The 16,145-nt window shown below is 53.7% G+C and carries 13 protein-coding genes and 1 riboswitch; of the genes, 11 read left to right on the top strand and 2 right to left on the bottom strand.

Annotated elements, in window-relative coordinates:
* Positions 1 to 144: 144 nt before the first annotated feature.
* Entirely contained in the window at positions 145 to 1,410 is a 1,266-nt protein-coding gene (locus FHS18_RS02015; protein WP_183596365.1) for an MFS transporter, read from the top strand.
* A 106-nt stretch (positions 1,411 to 1,516) separates the two neighbouring features.
* On the opposite strand, the gene corA is transcribed toward FHS18_RS02015, so the two are convergent.
* Complete coding sequence (corA, locus tag FHS18_RS02010; protein WP_183596363.1) at positions 1,517 to 2,452, bottom strand: magnesium/cobalt transporter CorA; 936 nt, start codon at positions 2,450 to 2,452, stop codon at positions 1,517 to 1,519.
* 694 nt (positions 2,453 to 3,146) lie between these two features.
* Positions 3,147 to 3,251: riboswitch (SAM riboswitch) on the top strand.
* A 132-nt stretch (positions 3,252 to 3,383) separates the two neighbouring features.
* Here corA and metA point away from each other — a divergent pair.
* From metA to FHS18_RS01965, 10 genes are all read left to right on the top strand, one after another.
* Complete coding sequence (metA, locus tag FHS18_RS02005) at positions 3,384 to 4,301, top strand: homoserine O-acetyltransferase MetA (RefSeq protein ID WP_183596361.1); 918 nt, start codon at positions 3,384 to 3,386, stop codon at positions 4,299 to 4,301.
* 66 nt (positions 4,302 to 4,367) lie between these two features.
* Positions 4,368 to 5,528 carry an aminotransferase class I/II-fold pyridoxal phosphate-dependent enzyme gene (locus FHS18_RS02000; protein WP_183596359.1) on the top strand — a complete coding sequence of 387 codons (1,161 nt, stop codon included), beginning with the start codon at positions 4,368 to 4,370 and terminating at the stop codon, positions 5,526 to 5,528.
* A gap of 4 nt (positions 5,529 to 5,532) precedes the next feature.
* Entirely contained in the window at positions 5,533 to 6,726 is a 1,194-nt protein-coding gene (locus tag FHS18_RS01995; RefSeq protein ID WP_183596357.1) for a MalY/PatB family protein, read from the top strand.
* A gap of 165 nt (positions 6,727 to 6,891) precedes the next feature.
* Positions 6,892 to 8,028: a cyclic dehypoxanthinyl futalosine synthase gene (gene mqnC, locus FHS18_RS01990; RefSeq protein ID WP_183596355.1), complete on the top strand. Its 1,137-nt coding sequence runs from the start codon at positions 6,892 to 6,894 to the stop codon at positions 8,026 to 8,028.
* Positions 8,029 to 8,411: 383 nt separating this feature from the next.
* A complete protein-coding gene (locus FHS18_RS01985) occupies positions 8,412 to 9,374 on the top strand; it encodes a putative sporulation protein YtxC (RefSeq protein WP_183596353.1) in 963 nt (320 codons plus the stop codon).
* A gap of 394 nt (positions 9,375 to 9,768) precedes the next feature.
* On the top strand, positions 9,769 to 11,706 hold the full coding sequence (thrS, locus tag FHS18_RS01980) for a threonine--tRNA ligase (RefSeq protein WP_183596351.1): 1,938 nt from the start codon (positions 9,769 to 9,771) through the stop codon (positions 11,704 to 11,706).
* Positions 11,707 to 11,773: 67 nt separating this feature from the next.
* A complete protein-coding gene (locus FHS18_RS34840; protein WP_281378624.1) occupies positions 11,774 to 12,457 on the top strand; it encodes a 3D domain-containing protein in 684 nt (227 codons plus the stop codon).
* Positions 12,458 to 12,593: 136 nt separating this feature from the next.
* Complete coding sequence (locus tag FHS18_RS01970; RefSeq protein ID WP_183596349.1) at positions 12,594 to 13,130, top strand: RNA polymerase sigma factor; 537 nt, start codon at positions 12,594 to 12,596, stop codon at positions 13,128 to 13,130.
* 71 nt (positions 13,131 to 13,201) lie between these two features.
* Positions 13,202 to 13,327, top strand: a complete 126-nt coding sequence (locus FHS18_RS34835; protein ID WP_281378623.1) for a hypothetical protein — start codon at positions 13,202 to 13,204, stop codon at positions 13,325 to 13,327.
* 218 nt (positions 13,328 to 13,545) lie between these two features.
* A complete protein-coding gene (locus tag FHS18_RS01965; RefSeq protein WP_183596347.1) occupies positions 13,546 to 13,920 on the top strand; it encodes a hypothetical protein in 375 nt (124 codons plus the stop codon).
* Between the two features lie 657 nt (positions 13,921 to 14,577).
* On the opposite strand, the gene FHS18_RS01960 is transcribed toward FHS18_RS01965, so the two are convergent.
* Positions 14,578 to 15,873, bottom strand: a complete 1,296-nt coding sequence (locus FHS18_RS01960) for an ammonium transporter (RefSeq protein WP_183596345.1) — start codon at positions 15,871 to 15,873, stop codon at positions 14,578 to 14,580.
* Between the last annotated feature and the right edge of the window lie 272 nt (positions 15,874 to 16,145).

Here is a 16,145-nt window from a genome sequence, read left to right as displayed (position 1 = left end):
ACCACACTTGGATGGCAGCGTATACATGGAATTGGTTCCTTGTGGTCTTTACAAGATTTTTAGGAGGAAATCTTGCACAATCGTCGAATGGAGTGCTCACGGAAACTGTTCAACTAGCAAGGCGACAAGAGGGGAGACCTGACATTGAACCGAAAAGCTATTCGCAGCTGGCTCATGTACGACTGGGCGAATTCCGTATTCGCGACCACGATGCTTGCTGCGGTCATGCCGATTTACTACAAGGACGTCGCCGGGGCAGGGCTGCCTGGCAACACGCCCGAGAACTACTGGGGCTATACGCAGTCGATTGCGATGCTGTGCGTCGCCGTCATGTCCCCGCTGCTCGGGGCGATCGCGGATGCATCCGGCTCCAAAGTGAAATTCCTGTCCTTCTTTGCCATCCTGGGGGCAATCGCCAGCTCGGCTATGGCATGGGCAGGCGAAGGAGACTGGCTGCTCGCCTCCATCTTCGTCATTCTGGGCACGATCGGTTACTCGGTCGGCAATACGTTCTATGACGGCCTGCTGACGGATCTGGCCGGTCCTGAAGATCGTTCCGCGATCAGCAACAAAGGCTACGCTATGGGATACCTCGGCGGGGGATTGCTGCTGGCCGTCAACATCGCGATGATCGAAGGTTGGGAGATGTTCGGATTCCCGGATAAGACGACAGCGACGCAGGCGGCTTTCTTCACGGTCGGCGTCTGGTGGATTCTGTTCACCATCCCGATTATGCGGCATGTGAAGGAGCCGGCGAGAGTGCGGTCGGAGAGCCTCGCAAAGCTTATCGGCAATGGATTCAGCCGCATCGGCACGACCTTCCGGAACGCACGCAAATATCCGGAGCTGCTCAAATACATGCTTTCCTACTGGTTCTTCAACGATGGGATCAACACGGTAATCGTCATGGCTACGATCTACGGACGAGGCATCGGCATTGAGACGACCCACTTGATCATTGCGCTCTTGATCACGCAATTCGTCGGCTATCCGAGCACGCTGCTCTTCATTAAGCTTACGCGCAGGATGGGCGACAAACGGGCCTTGTATGTATCGTTATCGATCTATGTGCTGATCGTCGTGCTCGGCTATTTCATGAAGAACGCGATTCACTTCTACATTCTGGCTACCATGGTCGGCTTAGTGCAAGGCGGAAGCCAGGCGATCTCGCGCTCCTTGTACGCCAATATGACGCCGCCATCGAAGACTGCGGAGTTCTTCGGCTTCCTGAGCTTATCCAGCAAATTCTCCTCGGTTGCCGGACCGCTCGTCTTTTCGATCGTTGGCACCATAACAGGCTCGAGCCGTACCGCGATCATCTCGGTCGCCGCATTTTTCATCATCGGGATGATTCTGCTGAAGTTCGTGGACTTGGAGAAGGGGCAGCGAGAGGCGTTGGAGGAAATATAGCCAGGGCGATTGGTTATCGTTCGCGCTCGTCTGCGTAAGAACATAAAAACCCGGTTCTCGTACGCATACGGGAACCGGGTTTGTTGTAGTTATATAGGCGATATCGTTACAGCCAATCCTTCTTGCGAAATACCCACAGCATGCCGAAGCCTAGGACGGCCATGACGCTGAGCAACACGTACGATGCGCCGTGGATATGGGCACCGGGCAGATAGTCGATGTTCATTCCATACACGCCGGTCAAGAAGGTGAGCGGCATGAAAATAACGGTGATCGCGGTGAAGACGCGCATGATTTCGTTCGCCCGGTTGGACAGGCTGGACTGATAAGCTTCTCGTAAGTTGCCCATCAGATCGCGATACGTCTCGAACGTCTCGGTAATCTTCACGGCATTCTCATGAATGTCGCCAAAATACTTTTGCAGCTGGTCGTCGATAAGCCGCAAATCTTTCTTGTTCAAGGTGCCGATCACGTCGCGCTGCGGACCGAGCATCTTCTTGAGCCATAGAATCTCGCTTCGTAGACCGATAATCTCGTTCAGATGCGACTTCTTCGTATGCATCAGTATGTCTTCTTCGAGCGCCTCGATTCTCGCTTCGATTCGGTCGCCGACCAAGAAGTAATTATCGACGACCAAGTCGACTAGATGGTAGAGGAACCGGTCAGGGCGGGTAACCTCTTCTTCCCATAGCAGCGGCTTGAGCGAGCGCAGCTCGTTAATCTTCGTTTTGGTAACGGTAAGAATGAAATGACGTCCTAGAAAGATATTGAGCGCTCTTAGAAAAATCTCTTCGTCATCGAACCGGATGCTATTGATAACGATAAAATAATGGCCTTCGTAAATTTCGATCTTCGGCCGCTGCTCCTCTTCGCTGAGGCAGTCCTCGACGGCCAGATCATGCAGTGCAAACAGCGGCTGCAACACGCTTAAATCGTCGATATCCGCATCGATCCAATAGAAGCCTTGGGCTGGTGCGACGAGCGTGGTGCTGATATCTTCGATCGGCGTAAACACGCCTTGATTGACGAGTCGGATCTTCATCCGTGCCCTCTCCCTTCATCCATGATGTGTAGCTTCCCCGGATGCCGGATGCCGTAATGAGAGGTGCCTCCTTAGCTTCTCGTCATGCTGCTTTAGGCAAGTCCTATAGTTGATAGGCGGCGTAAAGCGAACATGGCTGCTTGCCCTATTGGATGCCCGCTCACACGGTACCGGTTCTTATTGCGGATGCCCGCAGGCCTCGGGTCGCCGTCCATATTCGTAAACACCCCTTTAATCGTCGATTTTGTTGCGAGAAACTCGCTTTACTGGATAGCTGGCATAGCCGTTTCACCTTGAAATATAGGATCGTATAAGGTTACACGCTTATACATGGTCCTCTATTTCTCCGGAATGAAACGCGCCTTGCCGCCTAGCCGGCACAGCCGTTTCACCTTGAAATATAGGATTGTATAAGTTACACGTTTATACACGGTCCTCTATTTCTCCGGAATGAAACGCGCCTATGTCGCCTAGTTGGCATAGCCGTTTCACCTTGTCTAGTATACCCTCCGCTTACAATCCATACAAGCGCAAAAAGCGAGTGTTTTCGCTGATCTTCTACCATATGCGCCCGTCTATTTTACGGTGCATCCGGCCCTTGTTTTTTGCATAAAACCCGCTTGACGGAGAGCCCTGATATCCTTTAAAGTAAAACGTGAGCTTAAGCTTAGCTCACAATTGAATACGTTAAGCTATCTTATCAAGAGCAGGCGGAGGGACTAGCCCGATGAAGCCCGGCAACCGGCGTAAGCACGGTGCTAATTCTTGCGGAGACTTTTTGGTTTCTGGGAGATGAGAGGCGCATGAATGATCCCATTATGCCCCTTTCTATCTTAGGAAGGGGCTTTTTGCCTTATCATTTTCAAGGTGCCGACCAAGATCCGCTCATGACAACCAAAGACAGCCATCGTCAACAGGAGGAGTGATAGGGATGCCAATTAAGGTACCGGACAATTTACCAGCGAAGGAAATTTTGACAGCAGAGAACATTTTCGTAATGGACGAAAGTATCGCTTACCACCAGGATATTCGGCCGCTACGAATCGTCATATTGAATTTGATGCCTACGAAGGAGACGACTGAGACGCAGCTGCTCCGTCTGATCGGCAACACGCCGCTGCAGGTGGAGGCAGTCTTCATTCATCCGAAGACGCACACGTCGAAGAACACGTCGGCAGAGCACTTGGAAACGTTCTACAAGACGTTCGAGGATATTAAGGACGAATACTATGACGGCATGATCATTACCGGCGCGCCGGTCGAGCATCTGCCATTCGAAGAGGTGACATACTGGGAGGAACTGCAGACGATCATGAACTGGTCGAAGCGCAAAGTGACCTCGACGCTGCATATCTGTTGGGCTTCCCAGGCAGGGCTGTATCACCATTACGGCGTTCCGAAGTATAACCTCGACGAGAAAATCTTCGGCGTCTTCTCCCACACGCTCGAGAAGCGGAATGTGCCGCTGACGCGCGGCTTCGATGAACTGTTCTTCGTTCCGCAATCGCGCCATACGGAAGTGCGGGCGGAGGACATCGAGCAAATCAACGATTTGGAGATCCTGTCGACTTCAGAGGAAGCAGGCGTCTACATCGTAGGTTCCAAGAACGGCAGGCAGATCTTCGTCACCGGCCATTCCGAATACGATCCGCTCACGCTGAAGTGGGAGTACGACCGCGATGTCGCGAAGGGCCTGCGAATCGATGTGCCCAAGAATTATTTTCCGAAGAACGATCCGACGCTCGCGCCGCTCTCCAGCTGGCGTGCCCATGCGAACCTGTTGTTCTCGAACTGGCTGAACTACTATGTATACCAGCAAACGCCTTATGAGCTTGGAGCCGGCATCTAGACTTTTCCCCAACTTGGCAGCACGCGAATCAGACAATTACGATACCGCTTAAAGGAGCTAATAGTCATGAAAATCGAAAGCCGTTTGGCCCAAATCGGATCGGTGCAAGAGCCGGTCACCGGATCCGTCAGCTATCCGATCTACCTGGCGACTGCATTCCGTCACCCGAAGCTTGGCGAGAGCACAGGATTTGATTACGCCCGTACGAAGAACCCGACTCGTAAAGTACTTGAAGACGCCGCCGCCGAACTGGAGTCCGGCGATGCAGGTTTTGCTTGTAGCTCAGGCATGGCTGCCCTGCAGACGGTATTCTCCTTGTTCGGTCAAGGCGACCATCTGATCGTTTCGCTTGACTTGTATGGCGGAACGTATCGCCTGCTCGAGCGTATTATGAGCCGTTTCGGCGTGACTGCTTCGTATGTCGATACGAATGACCTGGATGGCATCGCACAGCTGTATACACCGCAGACCAAAGCGATTCTGATCGAAACGCCGACGAACCCGCTTATGATGATCACCGATATCGAGCGCATCAGCCAATGGGCAAAAGCCAAAGGCATTCTTACGATCGTCGACAATACGCTCCTTACGCCGTTCTTCCAACGTCCGATCGAGCTTGGCGCCGATATCGTCGTACATAGCGCAACCAAGTATCTCGGCGGCCATAACGATGTCCTTGCCGGCCTGATCGTGACCAAAGGCAAGGAGCTGTCGGAACAGATGGCGTTCCTGCACAACTCGATCGGCGCGGTGCTCGGAGCCCAGGATTCCTGGCTGCTCATGCGCGGGATGAAGACGCTGGCGCTTCGGATGGAGCGCCATCAGGAGAATGCGACGCGCGTAGCGGAGTGGCTGCTCGAGCACGAAGCGGTCGAAGAGGTGTACTATCCGGCGCTCCCGCATCACCCGGGCCATGACGTTCAGAACCGTCAGTCTTCCGGCAATACGGGCATTTTCTCCTTCCGCCTGAAGGATGCGCGCTATGTAGAGCCGATTCTGCGCTCGATCAAGCTGATTGCTTTTGCCGAGAGCCTCGGCGGCTGCGAATCGCTCATGACCTATCCTGCGGTGCAGACGCATGCCGACATTCCGGAAGAGATTCGCCGCCAGATCGGCGTCGACGACCGGCTGCTTCGCTTCTCGGTGGGCATCGAACACGCGGAAGATATTATCGCCGACCTTGGGCAGGCGCTAGCGATCGCCAAGAGCGAGATCGGGGAGGTCTAGCGGCATGGCGGATCAACGTTACGATTTTGACAAGCTGATCGACCGGACAGGCAAAGGCACGTACAAGTGGGACCAGTCCGAGAAGCTGTTCGGCCGCAAAGACATTCTGCCGCTGTGGGTGGCCGATATGGACTTCGAGCCGCCGAAGGAAGTCGTCGAAGCGGTCGTTGCCCGGGCTCAAGAAGGGGTGTACGGTTACACCATTCGGACGGAAGCTTATTATGAAGCGATTGCCGGCTGGCTCAGCCGCCGCCATAACTGGGACGTGAAGCACGAGTGGATTACATCCAGTCCCGGTGTCGTGCCGGCGCTCAGCATGATCGTGATGGCGTTCACCGAACCTGGAGACAGCGTCATTCTGCAGTCGCCTGTCTACTATCCGTTCTATGACGTCATTAAGATGAATGGACGCAAAGTTGCGGACAATGCGCTCATTCTCGAAGACGGCAAATTCAAGATCGATTTCGAACTGCTCGAACAGCAGGCGAAGGACGGAGCCAAGCTGCTGCTGCTCTGCACCCCGCATAATCCGGGCGGCCGCGTCTGGACGGAGGAAGAGCTTACACGAGTCGGAGACATTTGCGTCAAATATAACGTGCTTGTCGTGGCTGACGAGATTCATCACGATCTCGTCTTCCAAGGCCATCGTCATGTGCCGTTTGCTTCGATCTCCGAAGCTTTCGCCGAGATTTCGTTCACTTGCGTTGCGACAAGCAAAACGTTCAACCTGGCAGGCCTGCAGGCTGCCTCGGTCATCATTCCGAATGGCGAACTTCGCCGCAAGTACAACCATCTGCTCAAGGCGCTGTCGATCCACATGGAGAGCTTCTTCGGGCAGACGGCTGTAGTCGCCGCGTACAACCATGGGGATGAGTGGCTCGACCAGCTGCTCGTCTATCTCGAGGGCAACCGCGATTATTTGACGGACTTCGTAGCGAAGCATATGCCGGAGATCAAGGTAATGGTTCCGGAAGGCACGTATATGGTGTGGATGGATTGCAGCGCGATCTCGTCCAGCCCGCAAGAGCTGAAGAAGCTGATGTTCGAGGAAGCCGGAGTCGCGTTCAGTGAAGGCTCCGTATTCGGCAAGCAGGGCGAAGGCCATCTGCGCGTCAATCTCGCTTGCCCGCGTTCGATCCTCGTTGAAGCACTGGACCGTTTTGCCCAAGCGGTGCACAATCGGAAGGCTGTCCAATAGGGCGAAATGAAGAAATAACGGAAGTTAGCTGCTATATATATGTGCGTAATCCGCCACAGTTGCCAATTTGCGCGAGGTGACTGTGGCGGGCTTTTTGTGTTACGATGAATAGGAACGTACAAGGGAGCAATCAGCTCGAACGGAAGAAGGAGGGTCCGATTGAATATGAGCCAAGTGGACCGCATTTTACAGCAAGCGTTAGACGGCCAACGTCTGATGCAGGAAGATATCATTACGTTATTCGAATCCGATGAGATTGAGAAAATGGGTCATGTCGCGAACCAAATTATGATTCGCAAACATCCGGAACCGATCACGACCTTCGTCGTTGGCCGGAACATTAACTATACGAACGTCTGCGACGTGTACTGCCGTTTCTGCGCATTCTATCGCGCGCCAGGATCGAATGAAGGCTATGTCCTGTCAGACGAGCAAATTCTCCAGAAGATCCAGGAGACGATCAATGTCGGCGGTACCGAGATTCTGATGCAAGGCGGGACGAACCCGAACCTGCCATTCCAATACTATTTGGATATTTTGCGCAAAATCAAACAGCATTTCCCGAACATCACGATGCATTCCTTCTCGCCTGCCGAGATTCATAAGATGAAGGAAGTCTCGAACGGCCTCTCCCTAGAGGAGGTTATCCGCCAGATCCACGAAGCAGGGCTGGATTCCTTGCCGGGCGGCGGCGCGGAGATTCTCGACGACCGGACGCGCCGGAAGATCAGCCGTCTGAAGGGCTCGTGGACCGATTGGATGGACGCGATGAAGACGGCTCACCGGATCGGCATGAACACGACGGCGACGATGGTTATCGGCTTCGGCGAGTCGATGGAAGAGCGTGCGCTCCACTTGCTGCGCGTCCGCGAAGCACAGGACGAGTGTATCGCGGGCGGCTACAACTCGAAGGGCTTCCTGGCGTTCATCCCATGGACGTTCCAGCCTGATAATACGAACATGAAGCGCGAGAAGGCAACGCCGGAAGAATATTTGAAGACGCTGGCCATCAGCCGGATCACGCTCGATAACATCGATAACTTCCAATCGTCGTGGGTGACGATGGGCCCTGAGATCGGCAAGCTGACGCTCAGCTACGGCTGTAACGACTTCGGCAGCACGATGATCGAGGAGAATGTCGTCTCTGCCGCGGGCACGACGCACAAGGTTACGATCCAATCGACGCTGGACATCATCCGCGAAGCGGGCAAGATCCCGGCTCAGCGCAACACGAAGTACGAAATCTTGAAAGTGTACCACGAGAACGACCAAGCTGAGGTCGATTTCGTCATGCAAAACTAGTTGCAAACCCAAGCTGTATTCCGGCGCCAAGCCGGGATACAGCTTTTTTGTTTGCCAAACCGTCGTTGTTCGCACTCAAGCAAGCTTCTCGCCAAAGTAAGCCTGCGGCCACAAAGTGGACCGCAAGCAACTCCCAGCACGCCGTACAATGGGAGCCACTCCCATCATGCCAACCACATGTACCCTTGGGGTGTCCAGAGGGCCACATGGCCCTTGGATCCCCTCCGAGGAGGGGTGGGGGAGGCAAAAACGAATTTGATTTAGAAGGGTATTCTTCCATGTGGGGAGTTAGAGGGGGCGTCCCACCCTTCAACTCCCACTCCTTGTATCGTATATCTGCATTTAGTCAGCCATATACTGATTAAGGAAGGAGGAATGATCGTATGGAACTGTTCACCGTTTCTTTAATGTCCGCTTCAGACGAAGCGATGGAACGGCTCGAGCGTTACTTGCACGAGGAATTCGCCGATTTACATAGCAATGCACGCAATAGCGATCGATTCCAGCTCCACATAACGAGAGCCGGCCAAGAAATTCGCTGCTTGGCAGAACTGCCGCAATTTCGCTTGGAAGCCCACGGCCAGCTGGTGTACCGTAAGGCCGCTCTCGCTTTTGCCCAGTATATTCTGACCGAACTGGAGCCGCTGCTGATCAAGGCGATTATTCGGAAGCAGTTTAATTACGAGCATCCGGACGAAGCCGAAGCGGTGGAGCGGTATTGCCGCAATCTGTTGATAGGACCGGAACAGGCAGGGGAAGACAGTGTGCTGGATGATTATGAAGCCGATAGGCTCCGCCGCAAGCTGAAAGTCGCGGATGAACTGGAAGCGTTTTTGAACCAGCATGCCAGGATCCATCTGGACGGGTTCGTGACTTTCCGCTTAGCCCCATACTGGGAAGAGTTGCGAGAGGTAGCGGCTTATGCGGTCGATGAGTATGTCATGGATAAGCAATACCAGGAGTTTATATCGGTGCTAAAATATTTCGTGCGGATGCAAGAGGTCAAAATGCCGATTGTGCATGTCCTGCACAAAGGCGGCAGCGAATTCGCTCTTTACGACGAGAATTTCGACCTGCTTGAGTCGGCGCCTGCCGACCGGATCGTCGTCGATATGCTCGAATCCGAGATGAACATGGAAGACATGATCGTCAGCACCCTGATTACCGTGTCCCCGAAGCAAATTGTCATTCACACCAGACAGCCGGAACTTGCCGTCATGCGGACGCTGGAGACGATTTTCGAGCAGCGCGTAAAGTTATGCGTCGCCTGTGAACATTGCGGCGAATATTTTGAAGAAACGGTTCATCAACCGGATCTGGTCCGATTTAAACGGATACGTACTTGACCAACCTCGAACCGGTTGTTTATAATAACTGCAAGAAAAGCATTGACAGAGACATGTATCTGCTTAAGGCGCACGTTCCAGAGAGAGGAAACTTGGCTGTAATTTCCTTACGTTGCGAGAGTGGATATACCCCTTTGTAGCTGTGCGATTGAAGCGGATGAATGCATCTGTAGTAAGTCGTGCCGGGCCGTTCCCGTTACAGAATGCCTAAGGATCTTACTAGCGTGTTAGAAGCGGGACATCCCGTAAGCGCAGTTCGAAGATCGAATGAGGGTGGAACCACGGGTCTGACAAGCACTCGTCCCTTTGCGGGATGCGTGCTTTTTTTGTTGTTTTCAAAAGAAGTGCGCCTCCCGCGTGGCTTGAACAAAGTCGAAAAGGAGCAAGAAAAGTCATGGCAATTCAAGTAAAACTGCCGGACGGAGCTGTCCGGGAATACGAGCAAGGCGCAACAATTGAAGACGTAGCCGCATCGATCAGCAGCGGGCTTCGCAAGAATGCCGTCGCAGGTAAACTGAACGGGAAGGTCGTCGACCTGTACGCGCCGCTCGAGCAAGATGCAACGGTGGAGATTGTTACACTGGATTCTGCTGACGGCCTGGAAGTATACCGTCATAGCACAGCGCATCTCATGGCGCAGGCGATCAAGCGTATCTACGGCAACACTACAGTTAAGTTGGGTATCGGACCGGTAATCGAAGATGGCTTCTACTATGACATCGACATGGAGCAGCCGCTCAGCTCGGACGATTTGACCAAAATCGAGAAAATGATGGAGAAGATCGTGCAGGAGGATCTGCCGATCCGCCGTCGCGTCGTCAGCCGTGATGAGGCTGTCGCTATCTTCACAGAACTTGGCGATCCGCTGAAACTGGAATTGATCCGCGATCTGCCGGTGGAGTCGGAACTGACGATCTATGACCAAGGCGAGTTCTTCGATCTGTGCCGCGGCCCGCATCTGCCATCTACAGGTAAAATCAAAGCCTTCAAACTGTTGAGCGTCGCAGGCGCTTACTGGCGTGGAGACTCCAAAAATAAAATGCTGCAGCGTATCTACGGAACGGCGTTCCCGAAGAAAGCGCAGCTGGATGAGCATCTTCATTTCCTTGAAGAAGCGAAAAAGCGCGACCATCGTAAACTTGGCCGCGAGCTGAAAACGTTCACTTTTGCCCGTGAAGTCGGTCAAGGCCTGCCGATCTGGCTGCCATACGGTGCTACGATTCGCCGGACAATGGAACGTTATATCGTGGACCTCGAAGAGCGTCTCGGTTACCAGCACGTATACACGCCGGTACTGGCGAACGTTGAGCTGTACAAAACAAGCGGCCACTGGGAACATTACCAGGAAGATATGTTCCCTAAGATGGAGCTGGATAACGAAGAACTCGTGCTCCGTCCGATGAACTGTCCGCACCACATGATGGTGTACAAGAGCGACATGCGCTCGTACCGCGATCTGCCGATCCGCGTTGCGGAGCTGGGTACGATGCACCGTTACGAGATGTCCGGGGCGCTGACTGGCCTGCACCGTGTGCGCGCGATGACGCTGAATGACGCGCATATCTTCTGCCGCCTGGATCAGATCAAGGATGAATTCGCGCGCGTCGTTAACCTGATTCGTCAAGTCTATGACGACTTCGGCATCAAAGACTATCGTTTCCGCCTATCCTACCGGGATCCGCAAGATACCGAGAAATACTGGCCGGACGACGAGATGTGGGAGACAACGCAGCGCATGCTGCGCGAGGTCGTAGAAGAGCTCGGACTTCCATTCTATGAAGCGGAAGGCGAAGCGGCGTTCTACGGTCCGAAGCTGGACGTTCAGATCAAGACAGCGCTCGGCAAAGAAGAGACGCTCTCGACGGCTCAGATCGACGTTCTGCTGCCTGAGCGTTTCCAGCTCGAGTATGTCGGCGAAGACGGCAAGAAGCACCGTCCGGTCGTTATTCACCGAGGCATCATCTCCACAATGGAACGGATGACTGCCTTCCTGCTCGAGAACTTCGCAGGCGCGCTTCCGCTGTGGCTCTCGCCTGTTCAAGCGAAGATCATTCCGGTCTCCATCGCATACGAAGGCTACGCTCGCGAGCTGGCGGATAAGCTGCAAGCGGCTGGCATTCGCGTAGAGTCTGATCTGCGCAACGAGAAGCTGGGCTACAAGATTCGTGAGGCACAGCTTGAGAAAGCGCCTTACATGCTCGTCGTCGGCGAGAACGAAGCAAGCTCCGGCTCGGCTTCGGTCCGCAAACGCGGCGAGGGAGACATCGGCGCCAAATCGGTCGATGAGATTATCGCGCTGCTGCAAGAAGAGATTCGCACGAAGCAGATCTAAATAAATATCACCCGCATAAAGCTTGTCGCATTGGGAGATCCTTCGTCATAAGGAGGAGTACATCCAGATGTTGACAAGCTTTATGTCTTTGAAACGCATTATCCCCGCTGCTACTTTGGCGACGGTCGTGTATGCTGGTACAGCAAGCGGCTGTGCGGCGTGGGAGCTGACAAGCCAAGCAGGTCTTTTCACGGAAGCTGAAATGGCATTCGGCGAGGAGCCGGACCGAAGTAAGCCGAAACCGGGCAGTAAACCACAAACACAGGCTAAGAGCAATTCCGGCAAGGCCAACGCTAAGACTCCGGCGCAGGCTCACGAGGCCTCCGCTCTCCCTGGCGTGCCGATCAGCAGGGTGAAGGTTGTGGCGACGGGCTACACGGCGGGAATTGAATCGACAGGCAAGCGGCCTGGGCACCCGCAATATGGCATTACCTACTCCGGAGTAAAAGTACGGCGTGACCTAGTCTCGACGATTGCGGCGGATCCGAAGGTATTTCCGATCGGAACGCTTCTTTATGTGCCGGGATATGGCTACGCCGTCGTTGCGGACACCGGGTCGAAAATAAAAGGGAAAAAGATCGATCTCTATTTCGAAACCAAAAAACAGGTGTATAAGCAGTGGGGCAAGCGCGAGGTGACCGTCCAGGTGCTGAAAAAAGGCGAAGGCAAGCTGACGGAAGCGTGGCTGAGAACGCTGAATAACGCAGTGATAGCAGACAAAACGATACCGGCCGAGCTTCTGGAATCGTGATAGAAAAGGGCCGGCGAATAGGAGTGGGAGAAGTACGGGGGGCGGGAGCCTATCCGTACTTTTTTCTTTTTTTTTGTCAACCGGAATGGTAAAATATGTGCAAACGCTGTCACATTTAGATGGAGCGGATCAACCTATGGAGTACAAACCGTTAATCGGCGAGGCCGATGGATTGACTTTCGAGCATTATGAAACCATGCTTCGCGAATTGTACAATCAGATGATCCGGGTCGCTTATGCCAAGCTGAGCAACAAGTCGGACGCGCAGGATGCGGTGCAGGAGGCGTGGCTGCGTATGCTGCAGAAGCAGGAGATGCTTCGGGAGCAGGATAAGCTGCACGCTTGGGCGAAGACCATCACGGCCAATGTTGCCATCAACATGAACCGGAAGACTTCCCGGACGGCAACCCGATCGTTAGAAGACAATGAAGGGGCTCTCGATGGCAGCGTCCCGCATTACCCGAGAGAAGCCGAGCTGCTCATGGAGATTTCGGACTTGCTCGGCGCTCTTGACCCACGATCTCGCACCATGCTCTTATACAAGTTCTATTACGGTTTTAAGGATCAAGAAATCGCTGACGCGCTGCAGCTTCCGGTCGGCACGGTGAAGGCAAGAATCCATCGGTCGAAGGTGCAGTTGAAGCGGATGCTGCAAGAACAAACGAACGGCTGATCACCAGTTTTTTCCGTACATAGCCTCAGTCCTGACCTGCCATACTAGGTTATGTCGGGGAGGTGATTCGAATGGCTAAAAAGAACAAGAACGTTGTGAATACGTCCAACCAGTATAACGCTGAGTTCTCCGAAGAGAACGCAGCAAACACAGCTAACTCCGCAGGTAAAGCAGCTCAGCAAAAAGCTGAGAAGTAATCGGAGCAGCGTACTTAATCGAGTAGGTAAGCAGCAGAGGGGGACCGCGAGGTCCCTCTTTCTGTTTGGCTATGAAAAGGGTCTGAAGTAATAGGAGCTGACATGGGATACATGTTATGATGCAATTTAGACACGAATTAGGGGTTTGCAAACGAGAAATGATCGTGTAAAATAAGTTATGTAAATTTAAATAACATGAGTGGGATAGGGGAATTGTCATGACGGATCCGATCGTATATGCATTGCCAACTCGAATACAACGCCGGAAGGCCGCTGACGTTCTTCCATTCCTAGAAGCTTATATTGCCAAAAAAGAGCAAGAGATCGCGGAGATCGAACAGATGGTCGAGCGCTACGAGAAGCGCCGCCTGATGGAAGAACGCGCTTATCAGTCGATGTCGGCATTCCGCCGCCTGCTCGCAGGCAAGAAACCGGACCACCATCTGGCGGTTGAATACATCCATTACGTCAAGAAACCGATGGAGAAGGTTCGCATGCTTCGCCAAGAGATCGAGAGCGCCCGCGCGATCCAACAATCCTCCCCGACAGATCTAGTTACGCTATCCGGCGAATTAGCCGATGAAATGAACTAAAAGAACTCATTAAATAATAATCTCTAATCAAAACAGCCCGCCAGGCAACTGGCGGGCTTTGCTTTGCTGTGCTTTGCTTTGCTGTGCTTTGCTGTGCTGTGCTTTGCTGTGCTTTGCTGTGCTTTGCTGTGCTGTGCTTTGCTGTGCTCTGCTATGCTCTGTTTTGGTCTTTAAAAGTAAAGGCGGGTCCGCCCAAGCGGACGTAAGCCGAGCACGCGCGCATACCTCTCATCCATCCTCTACCGTCCCGAATCTCCTCTCTACCGAGGCATCAAAGTCACATTCAACGCTCGCCCTAAGCTTTGTCCCGCAAGGGACAACCGCGTTCATACCGTGAAAGAACCGATCGAAGGCGGCCGCGTTTCGAGTTTCGCCCATTACGGGTGTCCAGAGGGCCGTGGCCCTTGGAATCCCCTCCTCAGGAGGGGACTTAGGGGAGGTAGTAAAAAGGAGAGGGGACTTAGGGGAGGTAGTAAAAAGGAGAGGGGACTTAGGGGAGGTAGTAAAAAAGGAGAGGGGACTTAGGGGAGTTAGTAAAAAAGGGAGGTAGTGGAGTGGTAAAGGAGGTGGTAATGGAATTAAAAGAACCCCCTCGCATGAGGGGGCCAAAGGGAAAGGGCAACGCCCTTTATATGAGCATGGGGCCCGGGGAAGTGCTTACTTCCCCGCCTTAATCCGCTCCACATCCAAAAAGTCATGCTCCTGATTATAAGCAGGCACGCCATGGATCCCCACGTCCAGGCCGATGAGCTCTTCGTCTTTGGAGACGCGGACCGGAGCGATTTTCTTGATCAGCCAGAACGCGCCGAAGGTCAACAGGAACCCCCATGTGGCAATCACTACAAGACCCAGCGCCTGGACGCCGAGCAGATTCCAGCCGCCGCCGTAGAACAGGCCGTAGTATTCTTGGCCGACGCCCTTCGTTAGCTCCGGCTGGGCGAACAGGCCGACGGCAAGCGTGCCGATGCTGCCGCTGATTCCGTGAACGGCGAAAGCGCCGACCGGGTCGTCCACTTGTTTGCTCTCGAGGAATTCCGTAGCCAGCACCATCGCGATGCCGCAGATCACGCCGATAAGAATCGCCGCGCCGTCGGAGACGAATGCGCAGCCGGCGGTAATGCCGACAAGGCCGGCCAGCGATCCGTTAATAACCATAGGCGGATCCGCCTTCTTATATCGGAACATCGTGAATAGAATACAGGTGGCGCCGCCTGCCGCTGCGGCGAGCATGGTCGTAACCGCAATATGGCCGATGGAGCCGTTGGTTGCGCTGAGCGTACTGCCGGAGTTGAACCCGAACCAGCCGAACCAGAGAATGAACGCGCCTACGGAAGCGAGCGGCAAGTTGGAGGGCGGTACGATGTTGATCTTGCCGTCCGGCGTGAATTTGCCAATCCGAGGCCCGATGAAGATGGCTGCCGCAAGGGCGGAGAATCCGCCAAGGGAGTGGATGACGGCAGATCCGGCGAAGTCGATCATGCCCAGCTTGCCGAGCCATCCGCCTACGCCCCATACCCAATGGCCGGCCAACGGGTAAATCAATCCCGTCATCAAGATGGTATATAAGATGTATGCGCGGAAATGAATGCGTTCCGCTACCGCGCCGGAGACGATCGATATAACGGCAATGACGAACGCGCACTGGAACAGCCAGTAGGTGTCGTGCGAGATGTTCAGGTTAATATGGGACAGATCGCCGCCCATGAGGAAGCCGCTTGTCCCGATGAGGCCGCCGGCATCCTTGCCATACATGATCGCGAAGCCGAAGAAGTAGAAGATAAGCGCGCCGAAAGTGATGTCGACAAAAACTTTCATAATAATGCTGACTGCATTCTTCTGTCTGACGAACCCAGCCTCCAGAAGCGCGAAGCCGCCTTCCATCAGCAGAATCATTGCAGCCGTCAGGACGACCCAGATGGTGTCCATCCCTCGGGACAGTGTTGCTACATCCATGATTTCAGCCCCATTCTTTGAAGTAAAGATTACATGTCAGGTTATATGTCTTGTACCAGTCCGTTGATCATTATATAAATCTTGTGTTAAATATGTCAACGCATTGGAGTCATGAGAAATGACATCGTTTTCATGATTTTGGTAATTACGTTCAAACCGGCTCGGTCTGCAGACGTAGACGTTTTCAATCGGGAGACCCTTTATGCCCGCTTGCGGCATGGGGTATACTGGGAGTACAAACCTTGCAGGAGCAATTGGGAGCTGGTGAAACG

Source organism: Paenibacillus phyllosphaerae (genome assembly GCF_014192105.1).
Classification (GTDB): Bacteria; Bacillota; Bacilli; order Paenibacillales; family Paenibacillaceae; genus Paenibacillus_Z; species Paenibacillus_Z phyllosphaerae.
This window is presented reverse-complemented; position numbering and strand designations above follow the sequence as displayed.